The 16,385-nt window shown below is 70.7% G+C and carries 20 protein-coding genes; 9 read left to right on the plus strand and 11 right to left on the minus strand.

Annotation, left to right across the window (positions count from 1 at the left end; genetic code table 11):
- The first annotated feature begins 70 nt into the window (after positions 1–70).
- Complete coding sequence (locus QE428_RS05090) at positions 71–1,621, plus strand: hypothetical protein (protein ID WP_307466517.1); 1,551 nt, start codon at positions 71–73, stop codon at positions 1,619–1,621.
- A 223-nt stretch (positions 1,622–1,844) separates the two neighbouring features.
- Here the strand turns inward: QE428_RS05090 and rplI are convergent, their stop codons facing one another.
- The 5 genes from rplI to QE428_RS05115 all read right to left on the minus strand — a co-directional run bounded on the left by rplI (position 1,845) and on the right by QE428_RS05115 (position 4,602).
- Complete coding sequence (gene rplI, locus QE428_RS05095; protein WP_307466520.1) at positions 1,845–2,297, minus strand: 50S ribosomal protein L9; 453 nt, start codon at positions 2,295–2,297, stop codon at positions 1,845–1,847.
- Between the two features lie 11 nt (positions 2,298–2,308).
- Positions 2,309–2,563: a 30S ribosomal protein S18 gene (gene rpsR, locus QE428_RS05100; protein ID WP_005054609.1), complete on the minus strand. Its 255-nt coding sequence runs from the start codon at positions 2,561–2,563 to the stop codon at positions 2,309–2,311.
- A gap of 53 nt (positions 2,564–2,616) precedes the next feature.
- Positions 2,617–3,144 carry a single-stranded DNA-binding protein gene (locus QE428_RS05105; RefSeq protein WP_018187767.1) on the minus strand — a complete coding sequence of 176 codons (528 nt, stop codon included), beginning with the start codon at positions 3,142–3,144 and terminating at the stop codon, positions 2,617–2,619.
- A gap of 5 nt (positions 3,145–3,149) precedes the next feature.
- Entirely contained in the window at positions 3,150–3,515 is a 366-nt protein-coding gene (gene rpsF / locus QE428_RS05110; RefSeq protein WP_262981988.1) for a 30S ribosomal protein S6, read from the minus strand.
- Positions 3,516–3,627: 112 nt separating this feature from the next.
- Positions 3,628–4,602 (minus strand): YafY family protein, encoded by a 975-nt coding sequence (locus QE428_RS05115; RefSeq protein ID WP_307466524.1) that lies wholly within the window; start codon positions 4,600–4,602, stop codon positions 3,628–3,630.
- Positions 4,603–4,692: 90 nt separating this feature from the next.
- Between QE428_RS05115 and QE428_RS05120 the strand changes: the two genes are divergently transcribed.
- The 3 genes from QE428_RS05120 (at position 4,693) to QE428_RS05130 (ending at position 7,346) form a co-directional block, all read left to right on the plus strand.
- The gene (locus QE428_RS05120) at positions 4,693–5,157 is read left to right on the plus strand and encodes a VOC family protein (protein ID WP_307466527.1); all 465 of its coding nucleotides are present in this window, start codon (positions 4,693–4,695) and stop codon (positions 5,155–5,157) included.
- An 87-nt stretch (positions 5,158–5,244) separates the two neighbouring features.
- Positions 5,245–6,201 carry a hypothetical protein gene (locus tag QE428_RS05125; protein WP_307466530.1) on the plus strand — a complete coding sequence of 319 codons (957 nt, stop codon included), beginning with the start codon at positions 5,245–5,247 and terminating at the stop codon, positions 6,199–6,201.
- Positions 6,198–7,346: a hypothetical protein gene (locus QE428_RS05130; protein WP_307466533.1), complete on the plus strand. Its 1,149-nt coding sequence runs from the start codon at positions 6,198–6,200 to the stop codon at positions 7,344–7,346. Before QE428_RS05125 ends, QE428_RS05130 begins: the two co-directional genes overlap by 4 nt.
- On the opposite strand, the gene QE428_RS05135 is transcribed toward QE428_RS05130, so the two are convergent.
- The 5 genes from QE428_RS05135 to QE428_RS05155 all read right to left on the minus strand — a co-directional run bounded on the left by QE428_RS05135 (position 7,336) and on the right by QE428_RS05155 (position 13,135).
- Positions 7,336–8,679: a DUF6716 putative glycosyltransferase gene (locus tag QE428_RS05135; protein WP_307466536.1), complete on the minus strand. Its 1,344-nt coding sequence runs from the start codon at positions 8,677–8,679 to the stop codon at positions 7,336–7,338. The two genes, QE428_RS05130 and QE428_RS05135, sit on opposite strands and share 11 nt — an antisense overlap.
- Positions 8,676–9,548, minus strand: a complete 873-nt coding sequence (locus QE428_RS05140) for an N-acetylneuraminate synthase family protein (protein ID WP_307466539.1) — start codon at positions 9,546–9,548, stop codon at positions 8,676–8,678. Before QE428_RS05140 ends, QE428_RS05135 begins: the two co-directional genes overlap by 4 nt.
- A gap of 106 nt (positions 9,549–9,654) precedes the next feature.
- Complete coding sequence (locus tag QE428_RS05145) at positions 9,655–10,806, minus strand: acylneuraminate cytidylyltransferase (protein ID WP_307466542.1); 1,152 nt, start codon at positions 10,804–10,806, stop codon at positions 9,655–9,657.
- A gap of 2 nt (positions 10,807–10,808) precedes the next feature.
- Positions 10,809–12,161, minus strand: coding sequence for a polysialyltransferase family glycosyltransferase (locus QE428_RS05150; protein ID WP_307466544.1), 1,353 nt, complete (start codon positions 12,159–12,161; stop codon positions 10,809–10,811).
- The gene (locus tag QE428_RS05155) at positions 12,158–13,135 is read right to left on the minus strand and encodes a glycosyltransferase family 2 protein (RefSeq protein WP_307466548.1); all 978 of its coding nucleotides are present in this window, start codon (positions 13,133–13,135) and stop codon (positions 12,158–12,160) included. The genes QE428_RS05150 and QE428_RS05155 overlap by 4 nt, the downstream gene beginning before the upstream one ends.
- A gap of 202 nt (positions 13,136–13,337) precedes the next feature.
- On the opposite strand from QE428_RS05155, the gene QE428_RS05160 reads away from it, so the two are divergent.
- Entirely contained in the window at positions 13,338–13,877 is a 540-nt protein-coding gene (locus tag QE428_RS05160) for a hypothetical protein (RefSeq protein ID WP_091357973.1), read from the plus strand.
- Between the two features lie 199 nt (positions 13,878–14,076).
- On the opposite strand, the gene QE428_RS05165 is transcribed toward QE428_RS05160, so the two are convergent.
- Positions 14,077–14,406: a helix-turn-helix domain-containing protein gene (locus tag QE428_RS05165; RefSeq protein ID WP_091357976.1), complete on the minus strand. Its 330-nt coding sequence runs from the start codon at positions 14,404–14,406 to the stop codon at positions 14,077–14,079.
- Between the two features lie 72 nt (positions 14,407–14,478).
- Here QE428_RS05165 and QE428_RS05170 point away from each other — a divergent pair, with 72 nt between their 5' ends.
- From QE428_RS05170 to QE428_RS05185, 4 genes are all read left to right on the plus strand, one after another.
- The gene (locus tag QE428_RS05170; RefSeq protein WP_307466558.1) at positions 14,479–15,126 is read left to right on the plus strand and encodes an FMN-dependent NADH-azoreductase; all 648 of its coding nucleotides are present in this window, start codon (positions 14,479–14,481) and stop codon (positions 15,124–15,126) included.
- A 57-nt stretch (positions 15,127–15,183) separates the two neighbouring features.
- The gene (locus QE428_RS05175) at positions 15,184–15,582 is read left to right on the plus strand and encodes a hypothetical protein (protein WP_307466560.1); all 399 of its coding nucleotides are present in this window, start codon (positions 15,184–15,186) and stop codon (positions 15,580–15,582) included.
- Between the two features lie 132 nt (positions 15,583–15,714).
- The gene (locus tag QE428_RS05180; protein ID WP_307466563.1) at positions 15,715–16,182 is read left to right on the plus strand and encodes a hypothetical protein; all 468 of its coding nucleotides are present in this window, start codon (positions 15,715–15,717) and stop codon (positions 16,180–16,182) included.
- Between the two features lie 2 nt (positions 16,183–16,184).
- Positions 16,185–16,385, plus strand: a complete 201-nt coding sequence (locus QE428_RS05185) for a helix-turn-helix transcriptional regulator (protein WP_091357989.1) — start codon at positions 16,185–16,187, stop codon at positions 16,383–16,385.

The raw sequence follows: 16,385 nt of genomic DNA on the forward strand, positions 1-16,385 counted from the left end.
GGCACGCATCCCGCACGTCCCGCGTGACGGCGCACCCGCGCCATCCCCAGTCATGTTCCAGGAGAGAGAAATGAACACCATGTTGTCGCGCGCCCTGCTGGGCACGCTTGTCGCCGGGGGGATCACCCTCTTCGGCGCGGCAGCCGCACAGGCTGCAGAACCGACCACCTCAGGAGAAGACGGGCTGCTCTCGGGCACCCAGGCGCTCCTCAACGTCGACGTCCCCATCAGCGTCGGCGACACCGCGATCTCGCTGCTCGGCGACTCGTCCACGAGTTCGAGCGACAAGGGATCCTCCCCGGCTCCGTCGCGCGATTCGGGCTCTGCATCCACCAGCGGCTCCGACGGTGCTGCCTCCGGCTCGCAGGCGATCATCAATGTCTCCGTCCCCGTCACCGTGAAGGACACGGCGGTCTCGGTCATCGGTGACAGCTCGACTAAGAGCACGGATGCCGCACCTGCCGCACCCGCAAAGGAGCCCGCCAAGGCTCCCGCAGCGTCGACCAGCGGGTCCGACGGCATCGGGTCCGGCACGCAGGTCGTCGCCCCCGTGAAGGCCCCGGTGACCGTCAAGGACACCGCGGTGTCGGTCATCGGTGACAGCAAGACCGAGAGCACGGATGCCGCGGCCCCGGCCGCACCGTCGTCGCCCGCACCGTCGGTCACCACCGACGGCTCCGACGGCGCCGTCTCCGGAACGCAGGTCGTCGCGCCGATCACCGTCCCCGTGACGGTCGAGGACGTCGCGATCTCGATCATCGGCGACAGCACCACCGAAAGCACCGACGCAGCCACCCCGGCCGCACCCGCCACCGGCACCACCGGCACCCCGTCCACCGACGGATCCGACGGCATCGGCTCGGGCACCCAGGTCGTCGCCCCGGTCACCGTCCCGGTGACCATCGACGACACCGCCGTCTCGATCATCGGCGACAGCACCACCGAAAGCACCGACGCAGCCACCCCGGCCGCACCCGCCACCGGCACCACCGGCACCCCGTCCACCGACGGATCCGACGGCATCGGCTCGGGCACCCAGGTCGTCGCCCCGATCACCCTTCCGGTGACCATCAACGACACCGCCGTCTCCGTCATCGGCGACAGCACCACCGTCGGCGGCGGCACGTCCGGCACTCCTGGCACGGGCACCACGCCCGGCGCCCCGGTCACCTCGGGTGAGAACGGGGTCGGCAGCGGTACGCAGATCCTGCTGCCGATCGACATCCCCGTCACCATCGGCGACACCGCGGTCTCCATCATCGGCGACAGCACGGTGACCGACCCCGGCACGGACCCGACCGACCCGGTTGACCCGACCGACCCTGTGGACCCGACCGACCCGGTCGACCCGGTGACCCCCGGCACGGACCCCACCGACCCGACGGACCCGGGCACCAACCCGGCGAACCCGGGCACGGTCCCCGGTGACACTCCGGGCATGGGCACAGACGACCAGATCCCCGGCGCCGGCGCCGCTCCGATGGCCCCCCAGGCCAGCGCGAGCACCCCGGTCGGGACGCTGGCACAGACCGGCGGAGTCGCGGTGACGTGGCTCCCCGCGCTCGCCCTGGCGCTGCTCGCCGCCGGAGCGCTGCTCACCCTGCACCGCCGTACCGTCTGACTCCCCTCAGGAAAGGGGCGGATGCCGTGGGCCCCACCCGCGGCATCCGCCCCACCTGTGCGCCGATGCAAGGGATTCGGCGCGACGCCCCGGCGACAGGTGAATCACCCCGGCGTGTCCCCTCGAATCCCTTGCATCCGCACACACCTCACGGCACAAACGCCGGATGCCGCGGTCCCGACCCGAAGGGGAGGAACCGCGGCATCCGAACCGCGCGCCAGGATTACTTGGCGGCGACCACCTGCAGGGTGATCGCGGCGGTGAGGTCGTCACGCAGGCGAACGGTCGCCTCGTGCTGTCCCACGGCCTTGATCGGCGAGGTGATGTGGATCTTGCGCTTGTCGAGGTCACCGAGACCGGCGGCCTTGACGGCGTCGGCCACGTCGGCCGGCTTGACCGAACCGAACAGGCGGCCTTCCGCGCCGGCCTTGACGGTCAGCTTGACCGTGTTCGACTCGAGCGTGTTCTTGAGCGCCACAGCCTCTTCGTGGTCGTGGATCGCGCGGGACTCGCGGGCGGCGCGGATCGACGCCACCTGCTTCTCGCCACCGCGGGTCCAGGCCACAGCGAAGCCCTGGGGGATGAGGTAGTTGCGGGCGTACCCGTTCTTGACCTCGATGACGTCACCGGCGCTACCGAGCCCGGCGACCTCGTTCGTGAGAATCAGCTTTGCCATGTCGGTGCTCCTTACCGGCCAGCGCCGGCGTAGGGCAGGAGCGCCATTTCACGGGCGTTCTTGATCGCCTTGGCGATCAGACGCTGCTCCTGCACCGAGACTCCGGTGATACGACGGGCGCGGATCTTCCCACGCTCCGAGATGAACTTACGAAGCGTCGCGACGTCCTTGTAGTCGATGACGCCGACGCGGATCGCCTTCGCGGGAGCGGCGTTCTTCGCGCCCTTCCGCGGCTTGCGGCGATCGCCGGTTGCCTTTCCAGCCATGTGTCTTCCTTAAGAGATGTGGATGCCGCGGCCCGCGGCATCCGGAATTCGAATCAGAACGGGGTGTCGTCGCCGTAGCTCGTCCCGGGCGCGCTCCAGGCGTCGGGCGCCGAAGACCCGGGCGTCGCCCAGGGCTCGTCTGCCTGAACCTGCGGACGCGACTGCTGCTGACCGCCGCCGAAGCTGCCGCCACCGCCGCCACCATTGCCACCGCTGGACGCGGCGCGGGTGACCTGTGCGGTTGCGTAGCGGAGCGAGGGGCCGATCTCGTCGACCTCCAGCTCGATCGCCGTGCGGTTGTTGCCTTCGCGGTCCTGGTAGGAGCGCTGCTTCAGGCGGCCGGTCGCGACGACCCGCATGCCCTTGGTGAGCGAGCCTGCGACGTGCTCAGCGAACTCGCGCCAGACCGACGCGCGCATGAACAGCGCTTCGCCGTCCTTCCACTCGTTGGCTTGACGGTCGAAGCTGCGCGGCGTCGATGCGATCGTGAAGTTCGCGACGGGCAGGCCGTTCTGCGTGTACCGCAGCTCGGGGTCTGCCGTGAGGTTCCCCACGACCGTGATGATGGTCTCGCCGGCCATGAGCCTTAAGCCTTCGCAGCCTTGCGGGCGGCCTTGGCCTCAGCGCGCTCCTTCTCGGCGGCGACCTGAGCGATCGCCTCCTCGGCGCGGAGGACCTTGGTACGCATGATCTGCTCGTTCAGCTTGAGCTGACGGTCGAGCTCCTTCGTGGCCTCGCTGGTACCCGTGAAGTTGACGACGGCGTAGATGCCCTCGTTCTTCTTCTGGATCTCGTAGGCGAGACGGCGCTTGCCCCACACGTCGACGTTGTCAATGGTGCCACCGTCTGCGGTGATGACCTTGAGGAAACCGTCGAGCTTGGGAGCGACCTGGCGCTCGTCGATCTCGGGGTCGAGGATGACCATGAGTTCGTACTGGTGGATGTGCGTCACTAACCCACCTCCTTCGGACTAGAACGGATGCCGGGCGTTTCCCGGCATCAGGAGGGTTGATGCACGTGTCCGCTGATTCCGCGCACGAGCGCAGGCGGACAACCACAACAGTCTAGCGGATGCCCGGCCCTGCCGCGGAATCGGGCGGTCCCGCCGCGGACGCCGCCATCCGATGCCCCGCTTCGGCCGCCGCCGCGGCCAGATCCGGCGGCCCGAGGATCTCGAACGGCACGTCGAACCGCAGTGCCCAGGCGAGCACCCCCGCCCACGACCACGACCCGACCCTCACGACGCAGGTGCCGTCGGGGCGCTCCGCGAGCTCGGCGTCACCGAGCCACGGCGCGACCCGCCCTGCGGGCAGCGGCAGGGCGATCTCGCCCGTCACCGGCCACCGGTCCGTCGTCTCGGATCCTTTGAACCGCGCCGCGAGGTAGGTCCGCGCGTCGCCCGCCGGGATCTCCCGAGGCTCGAACGGGACCCCGCCGCCCTGGCGGGGCCGCAGCCGGTCGAGCCGGAGGATGCGCCAGTCCGCGGCATCCCGGTCCCACGCGACGACGTACCAGCGCCCGTCCCGCGCGACGACGGCGTGCGGCTCCGCGTGCCGGGCCGGGCGATCGGCGTCGTCGCCGTAGTCGAACCGGAGCGTCCGGTGCTCGCGCGTCGCGACGCTCACCGCTTCGAGCGCGGCGATCGCGACTTGCTCGGCCGGCGCCCCCGCCTCGAACCGGATCCCGTCGATGCGGTGACGCAGGTGCGACGGCATGACCTGCCGCATCGTGGCGAGGGCTCGGGCCGCGGCATCCGTGATGTCGACTCCGGATGCCGACTGCAGTGCGACGGCGATGGCCACCGCCTGCTGGTCGTCGAAGAGGAGCGGCGGGAGTTCCTCGCCCGGGCTCAGCCGGTATCCGCCGTACGGGCCCTTCGCCGCCGTGATCGCATAGCCGAGCTCGCGCAGCCGGTCGACGTCCCGGCGCACCGTCCGGACGGTCACCCCGAGCCGGTCGGCGAGCTCCTGGCCGCCCCAGTCCCGGCGCGACTGCAGGACGGACAGCAGATCCAGCATCCGGTGCGACGGCGACGACATTCCTCCATCCTGCTCGAGAAGCGGACAGAAACGGTCCTCTACGCGGCGAAGAGTGGATCCCGGCAGACAGCCACCGACCGAAGGACCACCATGACCCTCTCCACCACCACGCACCTCAACTTCCACGGCGACGCTCGCGCCGCGCTCGAGTTCTACGGCCGCGTGTTCGACGGCACCGTCTCGGTGACGACGTACGCGCAGGTCGGCATGCCCGCCGAGGCGCCCGGCGCCGAGAAGGTCGTGTTCGGCATCCTCCTCGCGGCGGACGGCTTCCGGCTCATGGCGTACGACGTCCCGGGCGAGACGCGGGGCGCCGAGGCCGTGGCCGGTTCGACCCGCCGCGAGAACGGCGCCACGATCACCGACCGGGCCTTCTTCGTCTCGCTGCAGGGCGACACCCTCGACGAGGTCGCCGCGCGCTGGGAGTCCCTCGCCGACGGCGCGACGGTCATCGAGCCGCTCGCTGCGTCGCCGTGGGGCGCCGGCTTCGGCATGCTCACCGACCGCTTCGGAGTGACGTGGGTCGTCGACGTGCGCGCGGCCCACGCCGGCTGACCGCTGACGCCTGACACACACCGGGCGCCCGACGCCACCCCGCGCGCAGGATCTCTCGCGGGGTGGCGTCTTCGGTACCGTGGCCGCATGGAGTGGACCGGGGATGTCTCTGCAGGCGACTGGCTGCGCGGACGGCTCGACGATCCTCCCCGCGGCACGATCCACGACGTCGCACCGCGCGGGTTCGAGGCGTACGTCCGCATCCTGCACCCGGCCCACCTCGAACGGATCCCGAACGAGCGGATGCCGTCCTTCGACGCCGTCGCCGCCATGACCGACGCGGAACGCGAGTCGCTGTTCTCGCGCATCGAGGAGCGCCCCCTGACGTGGCGCGAGGCGGCCGGAATTCACGGGACGGAGTTCTCCCCGCTCGCGGACTGGGAGCACCTGACCCGTTCCACGGAGACGCCCGGAGTGCTGGTCACCCCGGCGGGCGACTGGGTGAATCCGCCTCTCGGGGGCGAACTCGATCCTGCCCAGGTGGCCGAGATCGCCACAGTCCTGGCCTCGCACACGGCGGCGCCGGATGACGGTGTCGTCGCACTGTGGGACGGGCACCCCGGCCTCCTCGGCGGCATGCGGGTGCGCTCGTCGCGCGCCGTCTACCAGGCGGGCGACCCGTCCGACGCGAACCTGCACCGGCACAACGAGATGCTCGGACGCAGCGCGAAGGACCTGTGGAGCGCGGTCACGGGCAAGCGCACCTGGCACGACGGCATCCTCTCCCGCGAGATCTCGGCGGGCCCGCGGCTCGAGCTGCCCGGCCGCACCCACGTGCTCTTCCGCGGCGGGGTCTCGGAACTCGCCGATCTCGGGTGGACGGATGCCGCGCCGTGGCGGGGCGAGGACGCCGACGACATCCTCAGCCCGAGCCTCATCTGGCCCGACGACCGCGCCTGGGTGCTGGTGAGCGATCCCGACCTCGACTCGACGCTCGTCGGCGGGAGCGCCGCCCTCGCAGCCGCTCTGGTGGCGCGCGCGGGTCTCGATGCGGTCGAGATTCCCGCCGATGCCGTCCTCGAGGGACACGGAGTGACCCGATGAGCGCCCCCGGTTTCGACGCCCGCCCCCTGACCGACCCCGTCGACGGGGCCACCGCGCGGGCATACCGCAAGCAGCTCCTCGCGTCGGGTCGCGCCCCCAAGACCGCCGGCTGGGCCGCGGGATGCCTCGTCGTCGGCGTCGTGGGAGTCTTCGGTCTCGTCGTCGTCAACCTGATCTTCCGGCTCGTGTTCGCCCCGTTCTTCGAGGGCTCAGCTCCGAACGGTGTCGGCTCGATCGCGATCATCCTCGTCGTCGCACTCATCGCGGCCGGCCTGACCGCCCTCATCGTGAGGGCGTATCGGAACGGCGGCGTGCGCTGGTATCGCCTCGACCACTTCGCCCGGGCGAACGGGATGACCTGGTTCCCCCAGGCATCCGATCCGCCCCTTCCGGGCATGATCTTCTCGCTCGGGAGCTCCCGCACGGCGACCGACATCCTCCGTGGCGAGCAGCCCCGCATGGTCGAGTTCGGCAACTACCGGTACACGACGGGGTCCGGCAAGAACCGGACCACCCACCGGTGGGGCTACGTCGCGATCCGCCTCCACACGCCACTGCCCCACATCGTGCTGGATGCCGAGGGCAACAACACCTTCCTCGGCACGAACCTGCCGCAGTCCTTCGACCGGCACCAGCGCCTGAGTCTCGAGGGCGACTTCGACAGGTACTTCTCGCTCTACTGCCCGCAGGGCTACGAGCAGGACGCGCTCTACCTGTTCACTCCTGACATCATGGCGCGGTTCATCGACAACGCCGCCCAGCTCGACATCGAGATCGTCGACGACTGGATGTTCCTCTACGGCAAGCGCGATTTCTCCACCCTCGATCCGCGGACGTGGGGATGGCTGTTCTCCGTCGTCGGCGCGCTGATGGACAAACTCGCGCAGTGGGAGCGGTGGCGCGACGACCGTCTCGCGATGCCCGCCGCCGGGACACCGGCATCCGCCCCTCTCAGCGGGGAGCCGGGCACCGCCCTGCCGTTCACGCCGCCCGTCGAAGCGCTGCTTCCTCCGCCCGGTGTCGCCCCGGGCGGCCGCCGGCTGAAGAGGGCCGTCCCGTGGGCGACCATTCTCATCGGCGGGGGGATCCTCGTCGTGTGGATCGGCCTGCAGAGCGGCGTGATGAACGCGATCTTCAGTCGATGACGGTGGCCAGGACCGACCGGCGCGGACGGACGACCGGGTCCTGATAGCGCGCCGGGGTGACCGTGATGTCGCTGCCGTCGTCGGACCACGACTCCGCTCCGCGACGGCCGAGCATCGTGCGGGTGGAGAGGATCCCCCGCACGAGCGGCGCCCCGACCGCGAGCGCGATCGATCCGAGAACCGAGCGATCCTCGGCGCCGAGCACGGCCTTGCGCTGCCAGGCGTCGTGGAGTGCGCCCCCTCGTGCCGCCGGGACGTACCTCGGGACGAGGACACCGCGCCGGCGCTGATCGACGAGGCGCTCGACGTCCGACCACCAGGTCGATTCGCTCGGGTCGTGGAAGTAGTTGTCGGCGAGCCACCCCGTATGGGGGTGCCGGAACCGACGCGCGATGACGTCGTCCGCCTCACCCTGCAGACCGCTGCCGACGAAGACCGTGTTGAGGTGCGTCTTCGAGACGCCGAAGGTGGTGAGCGCGATGATCGGAACGCCCATGGCCATGGCCTCGATCGCCGCCGTGGAGCTGATCGTCACGAGCCCCTCGGCGGTCTCGAGGGCGCGCGACATCGGCTCGTGCGAGAACACGAGGTTGTCGGGCCGGTCGCGGAGCAGGCCGGTGAGTCCGGTGCGCTCGAAGTGCGTCTCAGCCTCGCCGAGCTCGGGCCGGGAGCGCAGTTTGACCACCACGCGCCGCGTGGGGTCGGCGAGCGCGGCCGACCGCAGGATCCCGGCGAGCCGGCTGCGTTCCGCCGGCTCGTGGGGCACGATCGCCTGCGCGGCGAACACGAGGTCCGTACCGCCGCCCGCCCCGCGGGTCGGCCGGGCGAATGGCAGGGTCGCGAGACTCGGACGCATGTCGAGGCCGAGGCGATCCGCCAGTTGCGCGAAGGCGCGTTGTTCCCGTCGCGAGTGGACCACCATGAGGTCGCTGTAGCGGCGGTAGAGCGCCGCTCCGCGCTGCGCGGGGATCGACATGCCCGGAAGTCCCGAGACGACGACCGGTCGAGGGGTGACCCGGTCGATCTGCCGCATGATCAGTCGCACGAACGGGCCGCGCCCGCCGACCACGACGACGTCGGGTCGATCCGCCGACAGCCACCCGGCGAGGGCGTCGTAGGCGAGACGCGTGACCGCTTCGGGACGGATGCCGGTGCCCGCCAGAGCCGCATGCTCCTGTGCGACGCTCACCACGAGGGGCGTCTGCACGAGCACCAGGTGGGGGTCGACGTCCGGCGCGGAGTCGATGAGCGCCGCCGACCACTTCACGAAGGAGTCCGCGTCGGCGATCGCGACGACGCGCAGGCCCGGTGACCGGTCGGCGCTCATGGTCATGCCGGTACGCGGCGCAGCTTCGCCATGGGCGCCAGTTCGCCGTCGTAGATGCGCTTGACGCCGTCGCCGAGGGCCATCTCGATGACGCGGATGTCGCGCACGAGATGCGCGAGACCGGTGGGCTCGAGCGATGCCGCGTGGTCGGAGCCCCACATCGTGCGGTCGAGCGTGATGTGACGCTCCACCGCGACGGCGCCGATCGCGACGGCGGCGAGGGAGATCTGCAGGCCGCGTTCGTGTCCGGAATAGCCGACGGGGATCCCCGCGTAGCGGTCGCGGAGCGAGGCGATCATCTTGATGTTCGCCTCCTCCGGTTCCATCGGGTAGGTCGAGGTGGCGTGCATGAGCACGGTTCGGTCGGTACCGAGGACGTCGAGCGCGCGGTCGATCTGTTCGATCGTCGACATGCCGGTCGAGAGGATGACCGGCTTGCCCGTGGCCCGCAGGGCCTCGAGCAGCTCGAGGTCGGTGAGACTCGCCGAGGCCACCTTGTGGGCGACGACGCCCAGGTCCTCGAGGAAGTCGACGCTCGGGACGTCCCACGGGGACGCGAACCAGTCGAGCCCTCGCATGGTCGCGTGGTCGCCGATCTCGATGTACTGGTCGCGGTCGAACTCGACCCGGTGACGGTACTCGAGGTAGGTCATCGTGCCCCACGGCGTCTCGCGGAGGACGTCGCGCATGTGCGCCGGAGTGGCGATCTCGGGCGTGCGCTTCTGGAACTTCACCGCATTCGCACCGGCATCCGCAGCGACGTCGATGAGCCGCTTGGCGAGGGCGACGTCGCCGTTGTGGTTCAGGCCGATCTCGGCGATGACGTACACGGGGTGCCCGCCGCCCAGTACGTGGCTTCCGATGGTCACCGTCATGACGGATCCTTTCGTCGATGCTGACCCTCAGCGTGGTTCGCGACGGTGACGGGGGAATGAACCCCGTGTGGCGGGCACCGGGCGGCTGGCTGTCGGATGCGTGCGGTCAGCGCGCCGCGAGGATGCGGTCGGCAAGCTCTCGGACGGCGCCGTCACCGCCGCAGCGGCCGAGCACGATGCGGGCAGCCGCGATCACCGCGGGGTGCGCGTCGGCCACCGCAACCGGCCATCCGACGAGGGCCATCGCCGCCAGGTCGTTCACGTCGTTGCCGAGATAGGCGGTCTCCGTCAGATCGACATCCCGATCCTGCGCCCACCGGCGCAGGACGGATGCCTTGTCCTCGACGCCGTGGATGACCTCGACACGCAGCTTCTCGGCGCGCGCCCGGACCACGGGGTTCTGCTCCGTGGAGAGGATCAGTACGGGCACACCCGCCCGACGCAACAGGGCGACGCCCATGCCGTCGGAGCGGCTCACGCGCACGTGCTCGGTGCCGGCGGCATCCACCCATGCGGTGTCGTCGGTGTGCACTCCGTCGAAGTCGGTCACGAGCGCGGTGGCCGCGACCGCCTCGGGCGGATCGAGGAGGTGGGCGAGCGCCTGCGCGGTCCGCAGCTGAGCCGGATCGTCGATCTCGATCGAGGTCGCCTCGGGCACCGTCACGATCTCGGTGCGTCCGAAGAAGCGGTGGCGCGCCCGGCGGAACCCTGCGGTCGTGAAGACGTAGAACGCCCCGGTCTCGACGAAGTGGGGCTCGCGGTCCTGTCTCCGGGGTCGATGCTCGGCGTCGTGACCGATGGCGGCGGCGGCACCGTCGGCATCCCGCTGCCACACGAACTCGTAGCTCTCCCGCGCCGAGAACACGCTGTCGGCCCTTCCGTCGCGGACGGCGCTGACCGCCTCGGCGAGTGGACCTGCGGGGAGGAAGGGACTCGTCGCCTGCAGGAACGCGGTGACGCGGGGAGCGATGCCGTCGGCGGCGAGCGCGTCGAGCGCGTGCAGGAGGGCGCTCTCGGAGCTGGCCGTGTCGCCCGACAGGTCGGCGGGGCGGTCGACGACGCGTGCGCCGACGGCACGGGCTGCGGCGGCGATGGCGTCGTCGTCGGTCGACACGACGACGAGGTCGATGACACCGGTGGCCCGCGCCGAGCGCACCGCCCGGGCGACGAGGGGGATGCCGCCGACACGGGCGACGTTCTTGCCCGGGACCCCCTTCGACCCGCCGCGGGCGGGGATGACGGCGACCGTCTCGATCATGCTCACTCTCCTCGCAGGGCGCGCCATGCCCGTGCACTGCGGCGCCGGGCGCCGCGCAGGATCAGTTCGACTTCGGCGACCCGGCTCGCGCCCCCGCGGGATCCGAGCGCGCGGGCGAAGAATCCCGGACGCCGCCCGCCGGGGAGTCCGAGCGAACTGAGCCGGGCGCGGGGGACGTACCGGTCCCGCTCCTGAGGGGATGCCGCGGCGAAGAACTCCTCGGCCCTCGGGCGCAGCGGCGCGGCGTTCTCCGGCTGCATGGCATAGCCGACCGCGTCGACGAGGTGCTGCAGACTCTCTCCCCGGTACGGCGAATCGGTGCGGGTGAGCGCATCGATGATGGTCACGGGGATGCGGTTGCCGTTCTCGAACGGGGTGAGTCGGTGGAGGAGCACCTCGGTGCCGACGGAGGCGATGGGCAGTCCCGCCAGCGCGTGCAGGGTCGGCAGCGCGGTGGAGAACCCCGCGACGGCGCCGACGAACGGAACGCGCAGCGCGAGGACTTCGGCGGGTGCGTCGCCGCGGAACGGCCGGAACGTCACACCGCGCTCCGCGGCATGGGCGTCCAGGTCGTCGATGAGGGCGGGGGCAGCAGACGGGTGCGGCTTGAAGACGATGGTCCCCGGCTCCCAGGCGAGTGCACGGTCGATCATGTCGCGCTGCATCCGCCGTTCCTCGTCGGCCGAGACGAGTTTCAGGGCCGAGAGGTATTGGCCGAGCACGAGCACGGGGCGCGGCACGTCGGCGAGCTCGTCGATCGCCGGGTCGAGAGTCGCCCGGGCCACGTCGTTCACGACGGCGCGGAACGAGGCGATGCCGACGGGGGCTCGCGTCGTGCCGGCGAACAGCAGCGGCTCGACCCCGGGGACGGTGTCGGCGTACACGACGCCCGTCACGCGTCTCGCGACCGCGGGCGGCCACCGGTCGCGCAACGGTGAGTACGTCATCAGACCGTCGCCGATGATCGACACCGGTGCTCCCGGGAAGACGTCGATGAACACCCGCGACGGCGCGACCTGCGGACTCTGCAGGTAGAGCTCGACGCGGTCTCCGTCGATCCCCCACGCCTGCCGCAGCAGACGCTCGAGCACGGCCGCCTCCGCGACGGTCACCTGCCAGTGCGACGGGCGCTCCGGGGCGAGCAGCGCATTGAGGTCGATGACGAGATCGAACCGGTCGCGGAGAGTCGCGAGATGGGCGGCGTCGACGATGCCCTCGCCGACCTCGGGGATGATCGCCGCGTTCACCGCGACCAGGATGCGGGCCTCGTCAGATACCGGGATCGCACCGGCATCCATTCCTGCGGCGGCCGTCATCAGCCCGTACGCGGAGTTCACGACGAAGATCTGCGTCATGCGGCGCGGACCTCGCGAACGAGGCGGGCGAGGATGCGACGACGCCGGTCCGACAGGCGCTGCAGTGCCGAGTCGATCTGGTCCGGCGGGATGGCACGCAGCAGATCCCGGATGCCGCTGCGCAAGGCCGTGCGCTCCGAGGTCGCCATCGCTCGGGCGCGGAAGAGGTGGTACGCGCACACCGACATGGTCGTCGTCGCGATCTTGGGGAGGAACTGCTCCGCGTCGTGGTCGTCTTGCACGACGCGGATCGCTTCGGCGAAGGCGGGCAGGAAGTCGAGCTGTCGGCGATCGAGGATCTGCGTGAGCGACGTGGTTACGCCGCGGCGGTAGAGGATCGCCGGGGCGTCGACGATCGCGAAGGTGCTCGCGTGCAGGTGCAGCCGCCAGATCCAGGGCCGGTCCTCCGCCGTGAACAGGCCCGGCTCGAAGTGTGCGAGCCCCTCGTCGAGGACGCGGCGGTGGAACATGCCCGCCCAGGCATAGGGGTAGTCGACCATCGTGGTCTCGTCCGCCGGCAGGATGGCGTCGCGTGGCGCGAGCACGCGCTCCCGCCACGCGAACGGGGCGCGCATGAGCCGCCGGCGACCGTCGGTGTCGGTCACGTGATCGGTGCGGACGAAGTCGCATTCCAGCCGGCGCATCGACGCGACGAGGCTCTCGAGGCGGTCCGGGTGCATCCAGTCATCGCCGTCGACGAAGCAGAAGAAGTCCGTGTCCACTTTCTCGAGTCCCTGGTTGCGTGCGGCGGCGAGGCCGACCGAGTGCGCGTTCGAGAGGATCTCGACGTGGGGCATGTCCCGGGCGAAGTGCTGCACCTGCACGCGAGTGTCGTCCGTCGAGCCGTCGTCGATGACGACGAGCCGCAGCCGATCCGAGTTCCGGAACTGCCGGGCCAGCGTCGTGACGGTCGTCCCGATGTAGGGCCCGGCATCCTTCGCCGGCAGGATGACGGTCACGATCGGCGAGGACACGCGTCGATACAAACAAGGAGGCGTGTCCGGGAGGTGACCCCCGGGTGAACGCTCCCGGTCGCGGTGGCCCGGGACTAGCACACGGCTCGATCCCGGTCCACTGGCTCAGCCGTCCGCGACGGCTCGGCTATCGTGGTCGATCGTCGGGGGGCGCTTCGTCCTGGTGCGTGTCCCCGCTCGTCGCACACCAAGGAGACCTCACATGTCGCGCAAGACCACCCTGTCGACCGGCTTCGCCGTCGCCACGATCGCCCTCTTCGCCCTGACCGGCTGCGGTTCGGCCGAGTCGGGTACCACCACCGACCCGGCGCCGGTCAGCTCCGCCCCCGCCGAGCAGTCGCCCTCCGCCGAAGCCGAGGCGCCCGCGGGCGACCAGAGCGCGGCCGACGCCTGCAAGATCCTGCAGACCGAGCTGAGCGAACTCAACACCGAGGTCAACGGTGCCAGCGGCGAGCTCTCGTCCGCCGTGCAGTCGGGTGACACGTCGGGTGCACGCGACATGTTCACGAAGATCGGCACCCGCATCGACGAGATCTCGGGCGAGATCACGAACCCCGAGGTCTCCGAGGCCTACCAGGCGTACGCATCGGCCTGGGACGAGTTCGAGAAGGTCTTCGTCAAGGTCAGCGACGCCGTCGACGCGAAGGACAACGACGCCCTCCAGGCGGCAGCCAACGAGCTGACCGGCGGCATCACGGGCTTCACCGACGCCTCGAAGAAGATCAGCGAAGCCTGCAGCTGATCACCGCACACAGCCGGAACGCCCCTCGTCCCTCGGACGGGGGGCGTTCTCGCGTGCGGGGCGTGCTTGCGTGCGAGCCGGGGCCGCGTGCGAGGCGTCAGCGGATGCAACAGTTCGCGCGCGACACGCCGCGCGTCGGGCCCTCACCGCGGCGCGTCGCCTCGGATCCCTTGCATCCACATACGCGCGACACGCGAGCTCAGCGTCGGGCGAGGTTGCCGTCCGCCCATTCCCCGAGCTGGGTCAGGATCGGCACGAGGCGGCAGCCCGCTTCGGTGAGCGCGTAGGTGACCGCCACGGGTGGTCCCGGATCCACCCGACGCGCGACGAGACCGGCATCCGAGAGTTCGGTGAGACGGTCCGACAGCACGGCGTCACTGATCCCGGCGACGGCGCGGCGCAGCCCCGAGAACGAAAGCTCGCCCGCGCCGAGGACGTCGAGGATCATGCCGTTCCAGCGTTTGCCGAGGACCGAGAATGCGTGCGAGACCGCGGCGTCGCACTGACGCGCGTCGTGAGTCTCGGCCATGCCTCCATCGTACGTGTGCTAGCGTTCGCAAAGCCGCTTTGTTTTTCATAGTCACTCTGATCGGAGAAGCTAATGACCCTGTTCCGCCTGGATGCCAGCATCCTCCCCGCCACATCGGCCAGCCGTGAACTCGGCGACCTCGTCGAGGCCGAGTGGCTCGCCGCTCACCCGTCGAGCACGGTCGTGCGCCGCGACGTCGCCGCGGACCCCATCCCCGCCACGGCCTGGCGCGACTCGGTCACCTCGGGCTTCACCCCCGCCGAGGCGCACACCGCAGGCCAGCAGGAGGCCGTCGCCCTGCGTACGCGGCTGGCGGACGAGCTCATCGACGCCGACGCGCTGCTGTTCACCGTTCCGCTTTACAACTACGGCGTCTCGCAGCACGTGAAGACCTGGTTCGACGTGGCCTACACCGACCCGCGGATCGACCCGCAGGGCACGGCGCTGCGCGGCAAGGCGGCGACGCTCGTCACCGTCCTGGGCGGGAACTACGAGCCCGGTAGCCCCAAGGAGGGCTGGGATCACTCGACGGGGTGGCTCCGCCGCGTCTTCGAGGATGTCTGGGGTCTCGACCTCACCGTGGTCCACCGACCCTTCACCCTCGTCGGGGTCAACCCCGCCCTCGACGCGTTCTCTGACACCGCGGCCGAGCTGAAGGCCGGCGCGGAGCAGGCGGCAGTCGACGCCGGTCGCACCCTCGCGGCATCACGCGCCGCCTGAAGACCCCGCGGGCGCGGTCCTGCCCTGCACGAGGCTGGACCGCGCCATCATGGGGACATGGCATCAGCGAAGAGCGTCACCGGTACCGTCGTCCATCAGCTCACGCGGTGGGGTACGGTATCCGTCCTCGTCGGGAGCGCGCTCGCCCTGCCGCGACGCACCCGCGCGTTCGGCCTGCAGACGCTGATGTGGGGCGCGATCGACGTCGGCCTCGCCGCGTTCACCCGCTGGCGGGCGGAGGTTCCGAAGAAGCGGATGCTGCGCCGCATCCTCCTCGTCAATGCCACCCTCGACGTGGGTTACGTCGCGACCGGCGCGCACCTCGCGGTGCGGACGCCGACGCTCGGCGGTCGCCTGAGCGCCGCGGAAGCGCGCGGACACGGCCTCGCCGTCGTCATTCAAGGAGCCGCGCTCTTCGTCATCGACCTGACTGCGGCTCGGCGCCTCCGGCGCTGAGATCGATCCACGTCGCCCCGACGCCCTCGTCCCGGGGGTCCCGGCTTCAGCCTACGAGCGGCCCGCTTGCGGTCACCCACAACCTGTGTCAAGGTTGCTTTACGTAAAGGTCACTTGACACGAGGGGATGCCGTGAGCCACGCGACGCAGGATCAGGACCGCACCCGGTGGGGACGCCTCCGCGGCGGCAGTCGCATCCCGGCGATGACGATCGCGATGCCGGTCGGCCTCGTCCTCGCTGCAGTGGTCGGCGTCATCGCCGCGGTGATGTGGGATGCCCCCACCCCGCCCGTCGTGGTGGGCATCGGCTTCACGGTCGTGACCCTCCCCGCCCTCGTCGCCCTGGCCTGGGTGTTCCTGGTCGACCGCAGCACCCTGCGCGGCGCCCTCGACCGCCCCGAGGAGTCCGTCGAAGGCGCCTGGTACAACCGCGCTGCGCAGGGTGCTTTCTCGGACATCCTCCTCATCGTCGGGCTCGGCACGGCGTTCCTCGCCATCACCGGCATCCGGATCGACGTACTCATCGCCCTCATCGGCGTCCTGCTCGTCGCGATGGGCAGCTTCGGCATCCGCTACCTCATCGCGCAGCGCCGGGGCTGAGGGTGGAGAACTCGCTGCCCGCGCTGCGGCAGGATCGCGGTTGGTCGCAGCAGCGCCTCGCGGATGAGCTCGGGGTCTCGCGTCAGACGATCATCTCGATCGAACGCGGCCGATTCGACCCGAGCCTGCCGCTCGCGTTCCGCATCGCGCGTCTGTTCGAGACGTCGATCGAGACCGTGTTCGAGCCCGACGACGTCGAGTGA

The sequence above is a fragment of the Microbacterium sp. SORGH_AS_0505 genome (genome assembly GCF_030818715.1).
Taxonomy (GTDB): domain Bacteria; phylum Actinomycetota; class Actinomycetes; order Actinomycetales; family Microbacteriaceae; genus Microbacterium.

Excerpts from the sequence above, each read along its gene's own strand:
- QE428_RS05135 (WP_307466536.1), bottom strand. The coding sequence starts at position 8,679 with ATGACCATGAGCGCCGACCGGTCACCGGGCCTGCGCGTCGTCGCGATC.
- QE428_RS05090 (WP_307466517.1), top strand. The coding sequence starts at position 71 with ATGAACACCATGTTGTCGCGCGCCCTGCTGGGCACGCTTGTCGCCGGG.
- QE428_RS05130 (WP_307466533.1), top strand. The coding sequence starts at position 6,198 with ATGAGCGCCCCCGGTTTCGACGCCCGCCCCCTGACCGACCCCGTCGAC.
- QE428_RS05115 (WP_307466524.1), bottom strand. The coding sequence starts at position 4,602 with ATGTCGTCGCCGTCGCACCGGATGCTGGATCTGCTGTCCGTCCTGCAG.
- QE428_RS05105 (WP_018187767.1), bottom strand. The coding sequence starts at position 3,144 with ATGGCCGGCGAGACCATCATCACGGTCGTGGGGAACCTCACGGCAGAC.
- QE428_RS05170 (WP_307466558.1), top strand. The coding sequence starts at position 14,479 with ATGACCCTGTTCCGCCTGGATGCCAGCATCCTCCCCGCCACATCGGCC.
- QE428_RS05160 (WP_091357973.1), top strand. The coding sequence starts at position 13,338 with ATGTCGCGCAAGACCACCCTGTCGACCGGCTTCGCCGTCGCCACGATC.
- QE428_RS05125 (WP_307466530.1), top strand. The coding sequence starts at position 5,245 with ATGGAGTGGACCGGGGATGTCTCTGCAGGCGACTGGCTGCGCGGACGG.
- QE428_RS05140 (WP_307466539.1), bottom strand. The coding sequence starts at position 9,548 with ATGACGGTGACCATCGGAAGCCACGTACTGGGCGGCGGGCACCCCGTG.
- QE428_RS05175 (WP_307466560.1), top strand. The coding sequence starts at position 15,184 with ATGGCATCAGCGAAGAGCGTCACCGGTACCGTCGTCCATCAGCTCACG.
- QE428_RS05150 (WP_307466544.1), bottom strand. The coding sequence starts at position 12,161 with ATGACGCAGATCTTCGTCGTGAACTCCGCGTACGGGCTGATGACGGCC.
- QE428_RS05120 (WP_307466527.1), top strand. The coding sequence starts at position 4,693 with ATGACCCTCTCCACCACCACGCACCTCAACTTCCACGGCGACGCTCGC.
- QE428_RS05165 (WP_091357976.1), bottom strand. The coding sequence starts at position 14,406 with ATGGCCGAGACTCACGACGCGCGTCAGTGCGACGCCGCGGTCTCGCAC.
- rpsR (WP_005054609.1), bottom strand. The coding sequence starts at position 2,563 with ATGGCTGGAAAGGCAACCGGCGATCGCCGCAAGCCGCGGAAGGGCGCG.
- rplI (WP_307466520.1), bottom strand. The coding sequence starts at position 2,297 with ATGGCAAAGCTGATTCTCACGAACGAGGTCGCCGGGCTCGGTAGCGCC.
- QE428_RS05145 (WP_307466542.1), bottom strand. The coding sequence starts at position 10,806 with ATGATCGAGACGGTCGCCGTCATCCCCGCCCGCGGCGGGTCGAAGGGG.